14 protein-coding genes and 1 tRNA gene are annotated in these 17,055 nt (G+C 66.2%); 8 read left to right on the top strand and 7 right to left on the bottom strand.

Annotation, left to right across the window (positions count from 1 at the left end; genetic code table 11):
- Positions 1-10 precede the first annotated feature (10 nt).
- The 5 genes from FHW94_RS03435 to FHW94_RS03415 form a co-directional block, all read right to left on the bottom strand.
- Positions 11-1,633 (bottom strand): alkaline phosphatase D family protein, encoded by a 1,623-nt coding sequence (locus tag FHW94_RS03435; protein WP_168554354.1) that lies wholly within the window; start codon positions 1,631-1,633, stop codon positions 11-13.
- 34 nt (positions 1,634-1,667) lie between these two features.
- Positions 1,668-4,070, bottom strand: a complete 2,403-nt coding sequence (locus FHW94_RS03430; RefSeq protein ID WP_168554353.1) for a TonB-dependent receptor — start codon at positions 4,068-4,070, stop codon at positions 1,668-1,670.
- Between the two features lie 169 nt (positions 4,071-4,239).
- Complete coding sequence (locus FHW94_RS03425) at positions 4,240-4,788, bottom strand: TPM domain-containing protein (protein WP_168554352.1); 549 nt, start codon at positions 4,786-4,788, stop codon at positions 4,240-4,242.
- On the bottom strand, positions 4,785-6,239 hold the full coding sequence (locus FHW94_RS03420; protein ID WP_168554351.1) for a DEAD/DEAH box helicase: 1,455 nt from the start codon (positions 6,237-6,239) through the stop codon (positions 4,785-4,787). The genes FHW94_RS03425 and FHW94_RS03420 overlap by 4 nt, the downstream gene beginning before the upstream one ends.
- Positions 6,240-6,415: 176 nt before the next feature.
- On the bottom strand, positions 6,416-7,057 hold the full coding sequence (locus FHW94_RS03415; protein WP_168554350.1) for a hypothetical protein: 642 nt from the start codon (positions 7,055-7,057) through the stop codon (positions 6,416-6,418).
- Positions 7,058-7,198: 141 nt separating this feature from the next.
- Here FHW94_RS03415 and FHW94_RS03410 point away from each other — a divergent pair, with 141 nt between their 5' ends.
- The 3 genes from FHW94_RS03410 (at position 7,199) to FHW94_RS03400 (ending at position 9,927) form a co-directional block, all read left to right on the top strand.
- The gene (locus FHW94_RS03410; RefSeq protein ID WP_168554349.1) at positions 7,199-8,641 is read left to right on the top strand and encodes an FAD-binding oxidoreductase; all 1,443 of its coding nucleotides are present in this window, start codon (positions 7,199-7,201) and stop codon (positions 8,639-8,641) included.
- Positions 8,642-8,811: 170 nt separating this feature from the next.
- Entirely contained in the window at positions 8,812-9,588 is a 777-nt protein-coding gene (locus FHW94_RS03405) for a SapC family protein (protein WP_168554348.1), read from the top strand.
- Positions 9,589-9,615: 27 nt separating this feature from the next.
- Entirely contained in the window at positions 9,616-9,927 is a 312-nt protein-coding gene (locus tag FHW94_RS03400; protein ID WP_168554347.1) for a hypothetical protein, read from the top strand.
- A gap of 75 nt (positions 9,928-10,002) precedes the next feature.
- On the opposite strand, the gene FHW94_RS03395 is transcribed toward FHW94_RS03400, so the two are convergent.
- Positions 10,003-10,938: an N-formylglutamate amidohydrolase gene (locus tag FHW94_RS03395; protein WP_248290247.1), complete on the bottom strand. Its 936-nt coding sequence runs from the start codon at positions 10,936-10,938 to the stop codon at positions 10,003-10,005.
- Between the two features lie 305 nt (positions 10,939-11,243).
- On the opposite strand from FHW94_RS03395, the gene FHW94_RS03390 reads away from it, so the two are divergent.
- A complete protein-coding gene (locus FHW94_RS03390; RefSeq protein ID WP_168555437.1) occupies positions 11,244-11,606 on the top strand; it encodes a cell cycle two-component system response regulator CpdR in 363 nt (120 codons plus the stop codon).
- 90 nt (positions 11,607-11,696) lie between these two features.
- Positions 11,697-11,771, top strand: a tRNA-Val gene (locus tag FHW94_RS03385).
- 75 nt (positions 11,772-11,846) lie between these two features.
- Here FHW94_RS03385 and FHW94_RS03380 read toward each other — a convergent pair.
- The gene (locus FHW94_RS03380) at positions 11,847-13,265 is read right to left on the bottom strand and encodes a sulfatase-like hydrolase/transferase (RefSeq protein WP_168554346.1); all 1,419 of its coding nucleotides are present in this window, start codon (positions 13,263-13,265) and stop codon (positions 11,847-11,849) included.
- Positions 13,266-13,470: 205 nt separating this feature from the next.
- Between FHW94_RS03380 and FHW94_RS03375 the strand changes: the two genes are divergently transcribed.
- The 3 genes from FHW94_RS03375 (at position 13,471) to FHW94_RS03365 (ending at position 17,026) form a co-directional block, all read left to right on the top strand.
- On the top strand, positions 13,471-14,013 hold the full coding sequence (locus FHW94_RS03375) for a class I SAM-dependent methyltransferase (RefSeq protein ID WP_168554345.1): 543 nt from the start codon (positions 13,471-13,473) through the stop codon (positions 14,011-14,013).
- A gap of 106 nt (positions 14,014-14,119) precedes the next feature.
- A complete protein-coding gene (locus tag FHW94_RS03370; protein ID WP_168554344.1) occupies positions 14,120-15,343 on the top strand; it encodes an NADP-dependent isocitrate dehydrogenase in 1,224 nt (407 codons plus the stop codon).
- A 126-nt stretch (positions 15,344-15,469) separates the two neighbouring features.
- Positions 15,470-17,026: a DUF1963 domain-containing protein gene (locus tag FHW94_RS03365; RefSeq protein WP_168554343.1), complete on the top strand. Its 1,557-nt coding sequence runs from the start codon at positions 15,470-15,472 to the stop codon at positions 17,024-17,026.
- Positions 17,027-17,055: the final 29 nt, after the last annotated feature.

The raw sequence follows: 17,055 nt of genomic DNA, 5'->3' as shown, positions 1-17,055 counted from the left end.
GATCAAACGCTCAGGCCTCCATCGCGTTGCGACCCAGGCGCACGGTGGCGCGATGGCCCACGCTGGCGGCCGGGCTGCGCTGGCGGATGGTATCGACCATGATCCACTCGTTGGTCACCGCCTGCGCCGTCACGGTCAGCGCCATGTAACCGCGCCGCGCCGTATCGCACCAGGCGAGTTCGGGATTGGCGCCGACCAGGCCACGCGCCACCGTATCGGGCGCGGTGCGCACGTCGTGCTCGTATCCGGGCGAGGTGACCGAGTGCCCGGCAAATTCCACGGCGGCGGCATGGCCATCCTGGCGCAGGTTATAGGCCCAGGCGTTGTGGCTATCGCCGGAAATGACCACGGTGTTGCCACCCAGCGCCTGCGCGCTGCGCAGGAACCGCGCGCGCGCCGCCGGATAGCCACCCCAGCTGTCATAGTTGAACGGCAGGCCCAGCTTGGCCTGCGCCATCCCGCTCTTGAGATAGGCGGCAACCGGCGCCACTTCGTTGGCCAGCCAATCCTGCGCGCTGGCGGGCATGACGGTTTGCCCCATGATCGTGCCAAAGCCCACGATCTGCCACGGGCGCCCGCTCTTGACCGAGGCTTGCATGGCGCCGGCCAGCCAGGCTTCCTGCTCGCTGCCCATCATCGTGGCCGCCGGATCCTGCCAGGCGCCATCGCGAAATGCCTTGAGCGCGGCGATGGGATCGGCCGCCTTGAACAGCGGCGCCACATCGGGCTGCTGGGTGCGGCCGAGCAGCCGCGTTTCGGTGCGGAACAGCGTGGCCAACCCGCCGATGTCATAGGCCTTCCACGGCGCCTCGCTGACCGGCATCCATTCGCGATAGACCTGCATCGCGGCATCCTTGCGCACGCCCCAATCGCCTTCGGTGGCCGGATCGTGGTGCTGCGCGCCGCCAGACCAACTGTCGTTGGCGCTTTCATGGTCGTCCCACTGTGCGATCATCGGAAAACGGCGATGCAATTCCTGCAGATCGGGATCGGCGCGATAGCTGGCAAAGCGTAGGCGGTAATCGGCCACGTGCACGGTGTTGGCATCGGGCAGGATGGCACGACCCGCGACCGCATCGGCCCCTTCGGGATAATGACCCGGCGCATATTCATAGAAATAGTCGCCCAGGTGAATGGTGCAGTCGAACGCATCATTCTGAGCCGCATGGGCATAGGCATTGAACCAGCCGAACGGCAGGTTGGAGCACGAGAACACCGCGGCGCGCCAGGGCTGCTGGCCATCGGCGGGGAGCGTGCGGGTGCGGCCCACAGGCGAGCGGGTGCCATCAGGCGCGATGAAGCGATAGAAATAACGCCGCGCCGCGGCGAGGTCGGTCGCGACGATCTTGACCGTATGATCACGCCACGGCCCGGTCTGCATCGTGCCACCGGCGAAGGCGCGGGCAAAATCCTCCGTCTCGGAAAGTTCGACGCGCAGATCGGCGACGCCGCCATCGGTGGGCACATAGCGCGTCCAGAGCAGCACTTCGTGGGCGCCGGGTTCGCCGCTGGCCACCGAATGGGTGAACCCGCGCGCGCCGATCAGCGCGGCCGCCCGTGCCCAATCCGGCGCCAGCAGGGCGCCGGCACCCAGCATTGCGGTCTTGATGATATCACGACGGTGAAATTGCATGGTCGTTGTCCTGTATGGCCAAGGTGCGGCGTGATCAGAAGCGGGCGCTGGCTTCGATCCCGTACATGCGCGGTTCGCCCGCGATATAGGTGGGATCGCCAAAGCTGCCGCCGGTGTTGCCGGCATCGAGCAGGTAGTGGCGGTTGAACAGGTTGCGCACATAGCCACCCACGGCATAGCGCCCCTGTGGCCCGAGTTCGAAGCCGGCACGCAAGTTGGTGAGCGAATAGGCCCCCTGCGAAATCGCCGCCTTGTTGGGCATTTCGAAGAACACGCTGGAGCGCGTGTTCCAGTTGGGCGCGAAATAGAACAGGCGATCCTGGCCCAGCGGCACGCGCAGGTTCACCGCCAGGGCCGCACTGAAATCGGGCTGGAGACGGAAATGGTTGCCGGCATAGGCGCTGAGCGCATTGCTGCCATCGATGCGGCCGTGCAGCCAAGCCGCCATGCCGTTGACCGACAGGATCGGGCTGATCTGCCAGTTCCCTTCGAATTCCACGCCAGGGTTGTGCGCGCTGCCCGCCGATTGCGTGGTGGTGACGCCATTGGTGGTCACGGTCACCTGGAAGCCGCTGTAAACCTGATAGAACGCCGACAGTGCACCGCTGAACGGCCCGATCCGGCCCTTGATGCCGGCTTCATAGTTCCACAGCTTTTCCGCCGGGATCGGCAGGACATTGGCCGTGGTCGCCGTCTTGGCCGTAACCTGCAGCACCGGCGAATAGCGCCCTTCGCTGATCGTGGCGTAGAGGTTCACATCCGGGCTGAGACGATAGAGCACGTTCACGCGCGGCAGCACGGCGTGATAGTTGCGATCTGCCATCAACAGGCCGCCATTGGTGCTGACCACGCCGAGCAGGCTGGTGTTGACGCCATAGGCAGCCAGGATCGTCGAATTGGGCTGGACCGAACTGTATTCCGACTTGCGGTGTTCGAGCAGGAACCGCGCGCCGGCGGTGATTTCCAGGCGCGGCGTGGGGGTGAACGTCACGTCGCCGAACACCGAAAAGGTCTTGTTGACGCCCTTGTTCATGTAGCTCGAGGTGTAAGGCAGGCTCGATGCCTTGCCCCCGGTCAGCAGATAGGTCGCGGTCTGGCCGGCCGCGTTGGTGGCCACGCCGTTGGCATTCACGCAACCGGTGCCCGTGCCCACGCCATAGGCGGACAGCACTTTCTGGAACGCGGCGAAGCTGCTGATCGCGGCGCAGGCCAGGTAGGTGCCTTCATCGGTCGAGAACGGCACTTTCTGGAAGCTGTTTTCGACAAAGGCATTCCAGCCGAACGTGGCGCGCCAATGCGTGCTGTCGTAGTTGAAGCGGCCTTCGTGGCTATATTGTTCGCCCTGCGCGTCTTCGGCAAATTCGAGATAGAACGCGCGGCTGCCATCGGCGTCGAACACTTCGTGCGAATGGAACGTGCGGAAGCCGTTGACGGTGGTGAACGTCAGCCCCGGCGCCACTTGCACCGTGCCCGTCAGGTTGACGTCGTGCACATCGCGGTTGATCCCCAGCTTGGCCGCGCCCAGGGCGCTGGCGCTGTAAGGCGATCCGGACAGCTGGGTGGTGCCGAACGGATCGGACGCACCCTGGCTGGTGGGATAGACCAGGCTGGTGAAGCCGGTGCCCGGGTCGCGCTGGCGGTCATAGGTATAGACCAGATCGACCTTGACCGCGGCGGTCGGGGTCCAGCGCAGCGAAGCGCGCGCGCCCCAATCGTTTTCGCCGTTCAGGTCATCCTGCCCGGGCTGGATATTGGTGGTGTAGCCGTGGCGATACTTGTGCGAAAAGGCCACGCGCCCAGCCAGCGTATCGTTGCCCGCGTTGACATAGCCCGACATGCGCGTGCTGTTGTAATTGCCGTAGCTGGCGTTGAGCCCGGCGGAAAAGCCCGCGCGCGGATGGGCCGAGATCATCGAGACCGCGCCCACTTCGGCCGCCGTGCCGAACAGCGTTGCCTGCGGCCCCTTGACCACTTCGATCCGCTCCATATCGAACAGATCCTGCCAGGCGCCCCGCGCGCGGCTGATATCCACGCCGTTGTAGTAGACCGAGACGCGCGAACCGGCCTGGGCAGAGCCGCTGTCCGACGTGATCCCGCGAATGACGAAGCCGGGGTTGTTGGCGCTCTGCTTCTGGATCTGCAGGCCCGGCACGAAAGCGGCCATCTCGCCCAGTTCGGATACCCCAAGCTGATTCAGCCGGTCCTGCGTGACGGCCGAGACGGTCAGCGGCACGTCCTTGAGCTTCTGCTCCCGCTTTTGCGCGGTCACGACAATATCGCCCTGGACGACATTGACGGCTTCGCCCGTGGCACCGGCAGGATCGGCGCTGGCCGTATCGGCTGGACCCGACGCGGCGGGTGCGGCGGCCAGGGCTGAAACGCTCACGAACGGCAAGGTGCTGGCTGCTGCCAGCAGGGAAAGAGCAAGGCGACGCATGAGACCCCCATCGGTTCCGGTTGAGCCATGCCGGCCCAACGCGCCGCCCTTCCCCGCCACCGATTGGTGACAGCATCATGAAACCAGCCCGCGATTTCGCGCCAGCCAGTCTCATTTTCTCATTATTTCACAACGGGGAAGCCTATGCGCCGCGGCACCAGCCGGCCGTTCAGGCCAGCTTGGCCCGGATCGCCGCCACGGCCGCAATCACGCCCGCGCCATAATGGCCGGCGCGGAACTGGGGCACCATGTGCTGCTGCATGATCGTGGCGCAATCGGCATCGCTGAGCGCGCTGCGCAGCCCGTCGCCCACCGCAATCCGCGCCTGGCGCTCGGCCGGGGCCACCAGCACGATCACCCCATCGTCAACGCCCTTGCGACCGATGCCCCAGGCATTGCCCAGGGCGCGCGTAAACGTGGCAATGTCTGCGCCGCCCAGGCCGGGTGCGGTCACCACCACCATCTGATGGCCGGTGCGCCGCTCGAAATCGCCAAGCGCACGATCGAGTTGGGCCACTTCGTCCGGTGACAGCACATGGGCTGCATCGGTAACGCGGCCAGCCAGGGTGATCGCCACCGGTGCGGACGCTGCCCCCGGGGCGGATGCAGCATCCGTGTGGCCCTGGCCGATCGACCAGGCCAAAACGCTTGCCCCGGCGGCCAGGGCCACCAGGATCAGAGCCAGCCGCGCCGCGTGGAAACGGCGCGTGCGGGTCAAAGCGCCGAAACGTGCAGGAAGCCGGGGATCGGGCCGTTCCAGTCACCCGGTGCGCTGGGCGGATCGGCGCGATAGTCGCGGCGGCGCTCGGCCTGCTGGCGCGGCGCCTCTTCGCGGGCAACCGATTCGCGCGGCGCGGGTTCGGCGCGGCGCGGCGCCTCGGATGCCGGGGCATCCTTGCGGCGGCGGGCCGGCTTTTCCTGGGCGGGCGCTTCGGCGCGGACAGGCTTTTCCGCACGGGGCGACTTTTCGGCGCGGGCGGGCTTTTCGGCCCGGCTGCTCTTGCGCGCGGGGCGTTCGGCGCGCTCCGTGCGCTCGACCGGTTCGGCCCCGCCGATATCCAGCTCCATCACCGGAATCTTGGTGCCGGTCAGCTTTTCGACATTGTCGATCGCTTCGGCATCCTCGGGGCTCACCAGCGTGAACGCGCGGCCAAAGGCGCCACCACGGCCGGTGCGGCCGATACGGTGGACATAGTCATCCGGGTGCCAGGGCGTGTCGAAGTTGAACACATGGCTCACCCCCTTCACGTCGAGCCCGCGTGCGGCCACGTCGGACGCCACGAGAATGTTGATCACCCCGTCCTTGAACTTCTGCAGTTCGGCATTGCGCGAGGACTGGTCCATGTCGCCATGGATCTCGCCGGCCGAAAAGCCATGGCTCTTGAGGCTCTTGGCCAGTTCGCGCACGGTCGTCTTGCGGTTGCAGAAGACGATTGCGGTGGTGACATTGTCGGTGCGCAGCAGGTGGCGCAGCGCCTCGCGCTTGGCACGGGAAGCCACTTTAACCTTGTGCTGCACGATGTTGGTGTTCGTGCTGGCGGGGCGCGCCACTTCGATCGACTTGGGGTTCGACAGGAAGCGATCGGCCAGCTTCTTGATCGGCGGCGGCATCGTGGCCGAGAACAGCAGCGTCTGGCGCTGGGCCGGCAGCTTGGAGCAGATCGTCTCGATATCGGGAATGAACCCCATGTCGAGCATGCGATCGGCCTCGTCGATGACCAGCAGTTCGCAACCGGTGAGCAGGATCTTGCCGCGCTCGAACAGGTCCATCAGGCGGCCCGGCGTGGCGATCAGCACGTCGACGCCTTCCTGCAGCGCCTTGACCTGATCGCCCATCTGGACCCCGCCGATCAGCAGGGCCATCTTGAGATCGTGGTTCTTGCCGTACTTTTCAAAGTTTTCGGCAACCTGGGCGGCCAGTTCGCGAGTCGGCTCCAGAATCAGGGAGCGCGGCATCAGCGCGCGGCGCCGGCCATGGGCCAGGATGTCGATCATCGGGAGCACGAAACCGGCGGTCTTGCCGGTGCCGGTCTGGGCGATGCCGATGATGTCGCGCATCATCAGGACGGAAGGAATGGCTTGTGCCTGGATCGGAGTCGGCTCGTCATAGCCGGCGTCGATAACCGACTTAAGCAGTTCGTCAGAGAGGCCGAGATCGGCAAACTTCATGCAGATTATGTTCCGAAAGCAGGATGGCCCGCCCTTCTGGCAACGAAGCGCCGTGCGCGCGACGCCACCATGGGTCCGGGCCACCAGGACGGACCATGCGCGGCCCGACACTCGTTGCGGGCTCGCTATGCCGAAACCTGCCGGAAAGTCAAGGAAAGCCGCCAGCGGCGAGTGGCTCAGTGGCCCATTTCCTGCAGCCGCGTGATCATGCAGGTGGCGCCGGCCCGCGAATGGATCGAATCGCGGCCCGCGCACAGCATGCCGTCGCTGCTCCGTTCGGCATAGAATCCCACATAGAAGTCACGGGCACTGCACGATTTTTCCAGGCTCGCCACCACCTGGCGGCGATCGCGCAGCATGAGCACGATCTGGCTATCCGATGCCGACGGCGCGATTGCGCCGATCCCGCCGAGCGCCACGCAGGCCCTGTTGCCATGGCGGCCTCGTGGCACCAGCAATGGCTGGGGCAAGGGCGGTGGCGGCGGCAAGTCGCGGCCAAAGCCGGGGGTGATGCGAATGATCAGGCGCTGCTCGATCCGCACCTGGCGCCAAGGTTCTTCCGAAAGGCTATCGGCCAAGGTGCCCTGCCCGTCGCGAAGATCGGGGGCAGCCTCGCTCATCGGGCCGCTGGCGCCATCGCGCAAGGGCTGCGGTGCGATGGCGGCCGGCGCGGCCTGAACGATCGGCACAGTCCGTCCCGCCGGCGCCACGGGCACGGCATCAGGCCCAACGGCAACGCCCAGAAGCGCCGCCATGGCCACGAGAGGATGGACCAGACCAGGCATCAGCAAATCGGCAACGAACCTACGATCCCTCATGTCCGTGGCCCGGCGCCCCCCTTGGCACCCGACCCGAACCGATTGGCGCCCTGCCTTGCAGCCGACGCTTGAACAGCGCCTTAACCCGCCCACGATGAAAAAGGAATTGCTGCCGGGCGCGCAGGCGCGTAGCCGGTGGCCATGGTCGAAACGCTTGCACCCCGCGCGGAAACCGCGCCGTTCCTGGAAGCCGCCGCCGCCCTGCTGGGCGCCAAGGGCTTTACCACCGATCACGACACGATCGCCCCCTGGCTGACCGATTGGCGCCAGCGCTTCACGGGCCGCGCCTTGGGGATGGCATCGCCTGCCAACACCGGGGAAGTGGCCGCCCTGGTGCGCCTGTGCGCCACCCACGGCGTGCCGATCGTGCCGCAAGGCGGCAACAGCGGCATGTCAGGCGGGGCCACCCCTGACGAGACCGGCCATGCAGTGGTGCTCTCGTTGCGGCGCATGAATGCCATCCGCCAGGTGGATACCGCCAACCGCAGCGCCACGTGCGAGGCCGGCGTGATCCTGCAAGTGCTGCACGAAGCGGCCGAGGCCGAGGGCTTGCGCTTCCCCCTGTCGCTGGGCGGCAAGGGTTCGGCCACGATCGGCGGCCTTGTTTCCACCAATGCCGGCGGCACCCAGGTGCTGCGTCATGGCTCGATGCGCGCGCTGGTGCTGGGGCTGGAAGCGGTGATGCCCGATGGCAGCGTGTTCAACCAGCTGGTCCCGCTCAAGAAAGACAACCGCGGCTTCGATCTCAAGCAATTGCTGATTGGCTCGGAAGGGACGCTGGGCATTGTCACGGCCGCCACGCTCAAGCTGGAGCCGGCGGTGGCCGCGCGCGAAGTTCTGTGGGCCGGCACGCAGAGCCTGCCCAAGGCGCGTGAGCTGTTGCTGCTGGCCGAACGCCTGGCCGGCCAGGCGCTGGAAGGCTTTGAAGTGATGCCCCAGCACAGCCTTGACGCGGTGCGCGACTATCTGCCGGGCGCGCGCCAGCCGCTGGCCGAAGACCACCCCTGGCACGTGCTGATCGAGATGGTTGCCGATGCCGATGGCGCCGAACGCCTGCCCGAACTGGCGCAGCGGGTGCTGGAAGAGGCGTTCGAGGCCGGCCTGATCGACGATGCGACGATGGCCGCCAATGAAACCCAGGCCGAAGCGTTCTGGAACCTGCGCGAATCCATTGCACCGGCCGAACGGGCACTTGGCCCGGCGGTTCAGCACGATATCAGCGTGCCGGTGGAAAAGATGCCTGCCTTTGTAGAAGAAGCCGTTCCGCTGCTGGAAGCGCAATGGCCCGGCACCCGCGCCATCGGCTTTGGCCACCTGGGCGACGGCAACATCCATTTCCACGTGATCGCGCCCCAGGGCGCCGATCGCGCCGCGTGGGAAGCGGGCGATGGCAAGGCGATCAGCCACCAGGTTCACGACATGGTCACCGCGTGGGGCGGCTCCATCTCGGCCGAGCACGGGATCGGCCAGTTGAAGCGCGACGAACTGGCGCGGCTGGGCGATCCGGTGGCGCTGGCGATCCTCCGGCAAGTGAAGCAGGCGCTCGATCCGCAAGGCCTGATGAACCCCGGCAAGCTGATCTGAAGCGGCGCACTGGGGGGACGGCATTCGTATCCAGCACCGAAACGGGCACGTTTCGGCCGATAAACCCCCAGTCCCGCGCGGCCTCGCGCTTGTCACTGCACCCTTGAGGCCTTATGCCCGGCGCGCGCCCGTGCTGGCCACGGGCCCATTATCGTTTTCGGAGAGAGTTCATGGCCAGCGCGCCGCAAGCCAACCTGCCCCTGTTCTACAAGGACCTCATGCCGCTCAACACGCGCGACCACGCCACGTGGCGCGCACGCGGCGCCCAATCGGCCCCGTGGCTGATCGGCCAGCATGCCGTGCCGCTGACCGTGGAAGAATTCCCGCAGGCTGCGCGCCACTTCCCGATCATCTTCGCTTCGGGCGACAATCCCGTGCCGCTGGCGCTGATGGGCCTGAACGAAGGCGTGAACGTCTTCGTCAATGAAGAAGGCAAGATCGACCAACCGATCTACCTGCCCGCCTATGCGCGCCGCTATCCCTTCATGCTCGCCAAGCTCACGCCCAACAGTGAAGAGCTTTCGCTGTGCTTCGATCCGTCGAGCGGCCTGGTCGGCGAATTCGAGGATGGCGAGCCGCTGTTCGACGGCGACCAGCCGAGCGAAGCGACCAAGCAGGCCCTGCAGTTCTGCGAACAGTTCGAACAGGCTGGGCAGCGCACGCAGGCGTTCATCGATGAACTCAAGAAGCACAACCTGCTGATGGAAGGCGAAGTCGCCATCCAGCAGACCGGTGTGGACCAGCCGTTCATCTATCGCGGGTTCCAGATGGTGAACCAGGAAAAGCTGCGCGAAATCCGCGGCGACGTGCTGCGCGGCTGGGCGCAGAGCGGCCTGCTGCCGCTGCTCTATGCCCACATCTTCTCGCTCGACCTGATGAGCACGATCTTCGGCATCCAGGCCGAACAGGGCAAGGCTCCGGCCCCGGTGGCCGTGCCGGCGCTGTAATACGCCATTGGTGCGTTTTGGCGCCGGATGACCGGCGCCAAAGCCCAAACGAGAAAGCCCCCGCCGGCAACGGCTGGGGCTTTTTTCGTGCTCGATGGCACGCGCGATGATCACCCGGCACGCGCCGCGGCGATGCTTTTTCTGCAAAAAATGGTGAGAATCAGGGCGCTTGGCGCGATCACTGAACCGCAAATGTATTGCCCGTTCAGGAAAGGGCTGCCCAGCAAACAAAGATTTTCGGCAAATGCAATAAATTTCTGCATCACCCCCTTGCATGGTTCGGAAGTGTTGCCTATCTTCATCACATCAGGCCGGCGCTCCCCTCATGGCCCGGTCTGATTGGTGCACTTGGTGCACCTCCTCCCTGAACCTTGGCCACCTGGAGATACGTCTCCAGGTGGTTTTTTCTTGGCCTTATTCGGCCGCGCGCGGCCATCGCTGCGCTGCCTGGCCCAGAGCGGCGACTTCGCCCGCCAGCACGCGCACCAGCCCGGTGACGGTTTCCACCACATCGGCGAGCCCTGCGCCCGGCTCGGCCAGCGCCGCATCGAGATAGGCGCTGCGGTCGATTTCCACCTGCACCGCATGCACCCCCGCCTCGCGCCGGGCTTGCCGTTCCAAGCCATAACCGCCGGCGTAAGGGCGATTGTGTGCCGCCCGCGCGCCGCAGGCGGCCAGATGGGCAAAGGCCGCCGCCATCAGCGGGCCGGCACAGGCCGCGCCGAATCGGTCCCCCAGCACGTAGGTGGGTGGCAATTCCCCCTCTTCCCGCCGCGCCAGGGGCGGCATGGAATGCAAATCGATCAGCAGGGCCGCACCCCAGCGCGATGCCAGGTCGGCCAGCACTTGCGCCAGGGCCAGGTGATAAGGCGCATGAATGCCGGTGATTCGCGCCTGGATTTCTGCTGCCGGGGTGCGCTGGCGCCAGATATCGCCCAGCCCGGCCAGGCGGCGCGGCACCAGGCCCAGCCCGCTATGCGCGCGGCGCGCCGCCATCGGCCCGCGCGCAACCGGCGGAAAATCGGGCAAGGCGGGATCGGGCAGGATCATCTCGCGATCGAGATCGTCGGGCGCGCGATTGAGATCGATCATCGCGCGGGGCGCGCGCGCGATCAGCAAGGCCGCGCCGGTCTGCCGCGCCACGGCCTGCGCCACCAGATCGACAAGGCGGTCTTCCAGCCGTTGCGCGGCCTGCGCGGGCTGGCGCATCGCGGCAAGCAGGCCTGGCGGATAGGCCCGTCCGGCATGGGGCACGGCAATGACCACAGGGATCGGCGCGGGCATCGGGCGATGCAAGACAAACGCCGGCCCTGCATCACCGGGAATCGCGCCGCCTTCGGCCTGGGTCACGCTATCCTGGCTTGTGGCAGGCACACAGGAATGGGATGCAGGCACTGCCCCATCGCGGCACGAATCAGGGGCGGGACCATCGGTTGCATCCATGCCCATTGGCTGCAATGCTTTGCGCGTTCTGTCAAAACCCCACGGGTGCAAAAGCGGGCAAAGGACGCGGCCGATAAAGCCGATGCTGGCGGCCGGAGATTGTTAACCCGCCGGGCGCTATAGCAGCACCCCGGCTGCGTGCCCCGCCGGCAACGGCGACGCGCGACTGCCGGGTGCATCTGGAAAACGACATGGAAAATCAGAAGGGTAACATGATCCGCATCCTGCTGGCCGAAGACGAGGAAGCCATGCGAACTTATCTGGCGCGCGCGCTGGAAAACGCCGGCTACAGCGTGGTGGCCGTCGATCGGGGCACCGCGGCCGTGCCCCTGCTGGAACGCGAGCGTTTCGACCTGCTGCTGTCGGATATCGTCATGCCGGAAATGGACGGGATCGAGCTTGCCCAGCGCTGCAACGAAATCAGCCCTTCCACCAAAGTGATGTTCATCACCGGGTTTGCCGCCGTCACCCTCAAGGCCAATCGCGAGGCACCGCAGGCCCGCGTGCTGTCCAAGCCGTTCCACTTGCGCGACCTGGTGATGGAGGTCGACCGCATCTTTGCCAACGCTGCGTAAAAAACCACATTTGCCCCCTTGCCAAGGCAAAACGGCAAAGGTAGTGGGGCGCTCCCGACGCCGAGCGGCTGACGGAAAATCGATGGTGCCGGGCGTATAGCTCAGTGGTAGAGCACTATGTTGACATCGTAGGGGTCGCAAGTTCAATCCTTGCTACGCCCACCATCGGCAAAACCCCGCTTCGGCGGGGTTTTTTGTTGTCGGTGAAGGGGCGGCCGGGGCCGCCCCTTCCGCCCATGATCAATCCACCGCGATGAAATGATCGGCGAGCTTGGCCGCGGTGAACCCGTGGCTATAGCTTTGCGGATCGAGCGGCAGCATCGTGGCGTTCCACCGGTTCCAGTCCTGCGTCAACGCAGCGAACACATCGGGATGCAGCGCCTTGAGATTGCCGCGCTCCAGCGGGTCGGCTTCCACGTCGAACAGGAAGCTGTTGTCCCCGATCTTCAGGTATTTCCACTTACCCCGGCGCGCGGCCTGCTGGTCGTGCAGCTTGTAGCGCCAGTAGAGCGTACGCTCGGGCAGCGTGCCGCCGGCGATCGCGGCGCGGATGTCGATGCCATCGGGGGCAAATGCCGGATCGGGCGCGCCGCCCGCCGCCGCCACGAAGGTGGGCAGCCAGTCCATCGAGATGATCTGCGCCTCGCTGGTGGTGCCGGGCTTGGCCAGGCCCGGCCAGCGCACGATGGCGGGGATGCGCAAGCCGCCTTCGAGCAGTTCGGTCTTCTTGCCGGTGAACGGCCAGGTATCGGCAAAGCGTTCGCCGCCATTGTCGCTGGTGAACACCACCACGGTGTTGTCTGCCTGGCCGGATTCGGCCAGCGCCTTGAGAATGCGGCCAACCTGCAGGTCAAGCCGCTGTACCATCGCGGCATAGGTCTTCTGGCTGCCGCCATCGAAATGCATCAACGCTTCGGGGTCTTTCGACTGTGCCAGGCGCTTGGATTCGCTGTCGTCATCAGGCGTTTCCCACGGCCAGTGCGGCGCGGTGAAATGCAGGCTGAGCAGCCAGGGCTTGGCAATCCCGGCGTTGCGCTTGACCGCCGCCACGGCATGGTCCCCGATCAGGTCGGTCAGGTATCCGGCCTGTTGCACCGGGGTGGCCCCGTCCCACAGATCCGGCTTTCCGCCCGAATTGGCATGGGTGTAATAGTCCACCGCCCCGCTGCGGATGCCCCAGAATTCGTCATAGCCGCTTTTGAGCGGATCGTAATCGGGCAGGCTGCCGAGATGCCATTTGCCGATCAGGCCGGTGGCATAGCCGGCCTTGCGCAGCAGCGAGGGCAAAGTGGGCTGGCTGGGCGGCAGGCCCACCGCGCGCTGGGCGAGCGGTTCTTCCAGGCCCACCGGCAAGCGATACTGATAGCGCCCGGTGATCAGCGCCACGCGCGTGGCCGTGCACACCGCGCTGTTGGCATAGGCCTGGGTAAAGCGCACGCCCTGCGCTGCCAGCGCATCGATGGCGGGCGTGGCATAGTCGCGCCGGCCATAGCAAGAAACATCGGCATACCCCATGTCATCGGCCATGATATACAGGAAATTCAGCTTCTTGCCCGCTGATGCTCCCGCGGGCGCGGCCAGCGTGGGCGATGCCAGGGCCGCGCCCCCGGCGGCAAGACCGGCCAGGGCAGCGCGGCGGGACAAGCGGGAGGATGACATGGCAAGGCTCCTTGATCGGCAATGGCGAACGCGAATGCGAGGCTTGGGAAATGGTGGCGGAGAGTTCGGCCGGGCGTGCAACATTGTCTACAAAATTAATTGAGCGCCACGCATAGCCCGGCTTGGGCGGGTTTCCTCGGCAATTGCGCCACATGCGAGCCAACTGCGCTTGATGTTGCCACGCCAGGCGGGCCACCTGCCCGGGATGAATGATGCCCCCACCGATGCGACACTGGCTTGCCAGCGCCTGTACTGGTCTGCCCTGCAAGACCGGTGGGACCGCCGCACGCGCCAGGCCGCCACCTGGCTGGCGGGTGAACCGGGCGTGGTGGACATCGGCTGCGGACTGATGCCGTTGCGCGATCATCTGCCCGCCGCCACGCGCTATGTGCCGGTGGACATCGTCGATCGCGGCCCGGGCACGGTGCTGACCGATCTCAACGCCGATCCCCTGCCCCCCTTTGCCGAACGCGCCGCCGCCATGCTGGGCGTGGTGGAGTACGTGACCGATCTACCGCGCCTGTTTGCGCAACTGCGGCAATTCGATCGGGTCGTGCTGTCTTACAACCACGCCTCGGTCCAGGACGTGCTGTGGGCGCTGCACCTGCGTCGCAAGGAAGTGATCTGGTTGCACCGCCACGGCCCCTTGCGCTTTGCTCGCCTGCTCGAAGACGCCGGCTGGCACATCGTGCGGCGCCACAGGGTCCGCGTGGGCGAGGCAATCTATGACCTGCGGGCCGCGCCGTGAAAACCGCAACCCCCGCCAAGAATCACCGGCCCCGTGCTTGCGCCGCGTTCCGCACCTGCTAAGGGGGCGGTAAGTTCAACTCCCCAGGCAAGGCAACAGGACGGCTATGGCGAAGATCAAGGTGAAGAACCCGATCGTCGAGATCGACGGCGACGAGATGACCCGCATCATCTGGGAATGGATCCGCGAACGCCTGATCCTTCCCTACCTCGACCTGGACCTCAAGTATTTCGACCTTTCGGTCGAAAAGCGCGACGAGACCGGCGACCAGATCACCATCGATTCGGCCAACGCCATCAAGCAGTACGGCGTGGGCGTGAAGTGCGCCACGATCACCCCGGACGAAGCCCGCGTGGAAGAATTCGGCCTCAAGAAGATGTGGAAGTCGCCCAACGGCACGATCCGCAACATCCTGGGCGGCGTGGTGTTCCGCGAACCCATCGTGATCCAGAACGTGCCCCGCCTGGTTCCGGGCTGGACCGACCCGATCGTGGTCGGCCGCCATGCCTTTGGCGACCAGTACAAGGCGACCGACACCCTGATCCCCGGCCCCGGCAAGCTGCGCCTGGTGTTCGACGGCGTGAACGGCGAATCGATCGATCTCGACGTGTTCGATTTCCCGTCGGCCGGCGTCGCGATGGCGATGTACAACCTCGACGATTCGATCCGCGATTTCGCCCGTGCCAGCTTCAACTATGGCTTGAACCTGGGCTGGCCGGTCTACCTGTCGACCAAGAACACCATCCTCAAGGCTTATGACGGCCGCTTCAAGGACCTGTTCCAGGAAGTGTTCGACAGCGAAGGCTTCAAGGAAAAGTTCGCCGCCGCCGGCATCGAATACCAGCACCGCCTGATCGACGACATGGTCGCCTCGGCGCTCAAGTGGTCGGGCAAGTTCGTCTGGGCGTGCAAGAACTATGACGGTGACGTGCAGTCCGACACCGTGGCCCAGGGCTTCGGCTCGCTCGGCCTGATGACCTCGGTGCTGATGACGCCCGATGGCAAGACCGTGGAAGCCGAAGCGGCCCACGGTACCGTGACGCGCCACTATCGCCAGCACCAGCAGGGCAAGGCGACCAGCACCAACCCGATCGCATCGATCTTCGCCTGGACGCGCGGCCTGATGTATCGCGGCAAGTTCGACGAAACCCCCGAAGTGGTGCGTTTTGCCGAAACGCTGGAGCGCGTTTGCATCCAGACCGTGGAAAGCGGCAAGATGACCAAGGACCTCGCGATCCTCATCGGCCCGGACCAGCCGTGGATGACCACGGAAAAGTTCTTCGAGGCGATCGTCGAGAACCTGGAAAAGGAAATGGCCAGCTGGGCCTGAACCCGCGCCATTTCGCATGAAAAAGAAAGGCTCCGGCTCTCGCCGGGGCCTTTTCTTTTGGGGTGGGAACCGGCTAGCACGAACAGATGCGGTTTCGGGTGACGGAGCTGCGCACAAGGGGGTAGCATGCGGGAATTGGCGGCATTGGCGGGGATCGGGCTGGCCCTGGTGGCAGCGCTCGGCGCGCTTGTGGTGCTGCTGATCATCCGCCGCCGCAAGGCTGCTGCCCTGGCAGAGCCCGAACTGGCAGAGGATGCCCCTGCCCCGATCGTGCGCCGCCGTAGCTTTGGCCCCGGCAGCGCCGTTGCACAAAGTCAATCTCCCGCAGCCGATGCGGCACCCGACCTGCCCGCGTTCGTGGCCGCCGCCCAGGCCGCCGCCGCGCATGAAGCGGCCACTGCGCCGCCCGCCGCCGAGACCGCAGCGCCTGCACGGTTGCCCGCCACGATTGCCGGCGCGCTGCGCCAGGCGGTGGTGTTTCGCCAGGCCTTTCCCCCCGCGCCCGCCGGCGCACGCAGCTTTTATGGCGGCGTTCCCTTCACCCCCGCCCCGCTCGATTGGCCGCGCTCGCCCCGAACCGGCCTGCCCCTGCATTTCCTGTTGCAGGTGGATTGCGCCGCCGTGGCGCCTCGTGCCCGGCTGGGCGTGCTGCCAGGCAGCGGGGCGCTGTTGTTCTTTGCCGATCTGGCCGCCGCACCAGGCACCGGTCACCCGGCGCACGGGCGCGTGATCTGGCTGGACGAAGCAGACGACACGACCTGGACCGAGGCCGACCCGCCGGGCGACCTGCCCCCGGCCTATGGCGATGCCACGGCGCAAGCCTGGCCTTGGGCGCTCGATGCTGCCGATGCGCCACAGGTTTTGCCGCGATGGCCCTTTGCCCCGGCGGTGATCGAACTCACCGCCGCCGCCCACGATCCTGCCGCCCCGCCGCTGACCTGGCCCGAAGGCAGCACAACGGCCGATGCCCTGCTGGCCGCGCAGGGTTCGCCCGTTGCGGTCTTTGCGCTGTCCCCCAACGATTTCAACTTGGGGGACGATGGGCTGATGGACCGCCCGTGGCCCGGTTTTCCGCACGATTGGCTGGCGATCCAGACGCTGGTGGCCATGCTGTCTCGCGAAGCGGGACGCACGATGCCGGCCGCCGCACGCACGCTGTGGCCCCAGGCGGGCGAAGACGAACGCCGCGCCCTGCTGGCCCGGATCGCGAGCGAATGCGGCGAATGGCACGCGCTTGCCCGCACGAAACCCGCCTTTGCCGACGTGACCGAGCCGGTGCGCCAGGCGTTCTGGGAATGGTTTTCCGGGTATGCCCCGCTCGCCCGGCTGGTTGCGCCGCGCGGGTGCGTGACGGCGGTGGAAACCACGCTGCATGCCTTGCCCGGCAGCACGGCTCCGTTCCCGGACGAACTGGTGGCAAGGCTGGCCTATCGCCACGCCCTGGCCGTGCGCACCGCCGCACGGGTGCACGCCCGCGTACCCGATCGCCTGCTGGCCGCGCCGTCGGAAACCGAGATCGACCAGTCTGACCGCACCGGCCGCGAGTTGCTGCTGCTGGAACTGTCCGCCGATGAAGCCTTGGGTCATCACCTGGGAGACCACGTGCTGCAATTCTGGATAGCCCCGGACGATCTTGCCGAGCGCCGGTTTGAGACCGCCGAAATGATCGCACCGGCCGTCTAGGTCGTGAACTCATAAATGTCGCCCCCGAG

The organism is Novosphingobium sp. SG720 (assembly GCF_012275365.1).
Lineage (GTDB): Bacteria > Pseudomonadota > Alphaproteobacteria > Sphingomonadales > Sphingomonadaceae > Novosphingobium > Novosphingobium rhizosphaerae.
Note: the sequence above shows the minus strand (reverse complement) of the source record. Positions and strands in the feature narration are given on the sequence as shown.

Bases quoted from the DNA above. Each gene is read 5' to 3' on its own strand.
- FHW94_RS03400 (WP_168554347.1), top strand. From the start codon at position 9,616: ATGACCGGCGCCAAAGCCCAAACGAGAAAGCCCCCGCCGGCAACGGCT.
- FHW94_RS03420 (WP_168554351.1), bottom strand. From the start codon at position 6,239: ATGAAGTTTGCCGATCTCGGCCTCTCTGACGAACTGCTTAAGTCGGTT.
- FHW94_RS03435 (WP_168554354.1), bottom strand. From the start codon at position 1,633: ATGCAATTTCACCGTCGTGATATCATCAAGACCGCAATGCTGGGTGCC.
- FHW94_RS03375 (WP_168554345.1), top strand. From the start codon at position 13,471: ATGAATGATGCCCCCACCGATGCGACACTGGCTTGCCAGCGCCTGTAC.
- FHW94_RS03405 (WP_168554348.1), top strand. From the start codon at position 8,812: ATGGCCAGCGCGCCGCAAGCCAACCTGCCCCTGTTCTACAAGGACCTC.
- FHW94_RS03410 (WP_168554349.1), top strand. From the start codon at position 7,199: ATGGTCGAAACGCTTGCACCCCGCGCGGAAACCGCGCCGTTCCTGGAA.
- FHW94_RS03390 (WP_168555437.1), top strand. From the start codon at position 11,244: ATGATCCGCATCCTGCTGGCCGAAGACGAGGAAGCCATGCGAACTTAT.
- FHW94_RS03370 (WP_168554344.1), top strand. From the start codon at position 14,120: ATGGCGAAGATCAAGGTGAAGAACCCGATCGTCGAGATCGACGGCGAC.
- FHW94_RS03365 (WP_168554343.1), top strand. From the start codon at position 15,470: ATGCGGGAATTGGCGGCATTGGCGGGGATCGGGCTGGCCCTGGTGGCA.
- FHW94_RS03430 (WP_168554353.1), bottom strand. From the start codon at position 4,070: ATGCGTCGCCTTGCTCTTTCCCTGCTGGCAGCAGCCAGCACCTTGCCG.
- FHW94_RS03415 (WP_168554350.1), bottom strand. From the start codon at position 7,057: ATGAGGGATCGTAGGTTCGTTGCCGATTTGCTGATGCCTGGTCTGGTC.
- FHW94_RS03380 (WP_168554346.1), bottom strand. From the start codon at position 13,265: ATGTCATCCTCCCGCTTGTCCCGCCGCGCTGCCCTGGCCGGTCTTGCC.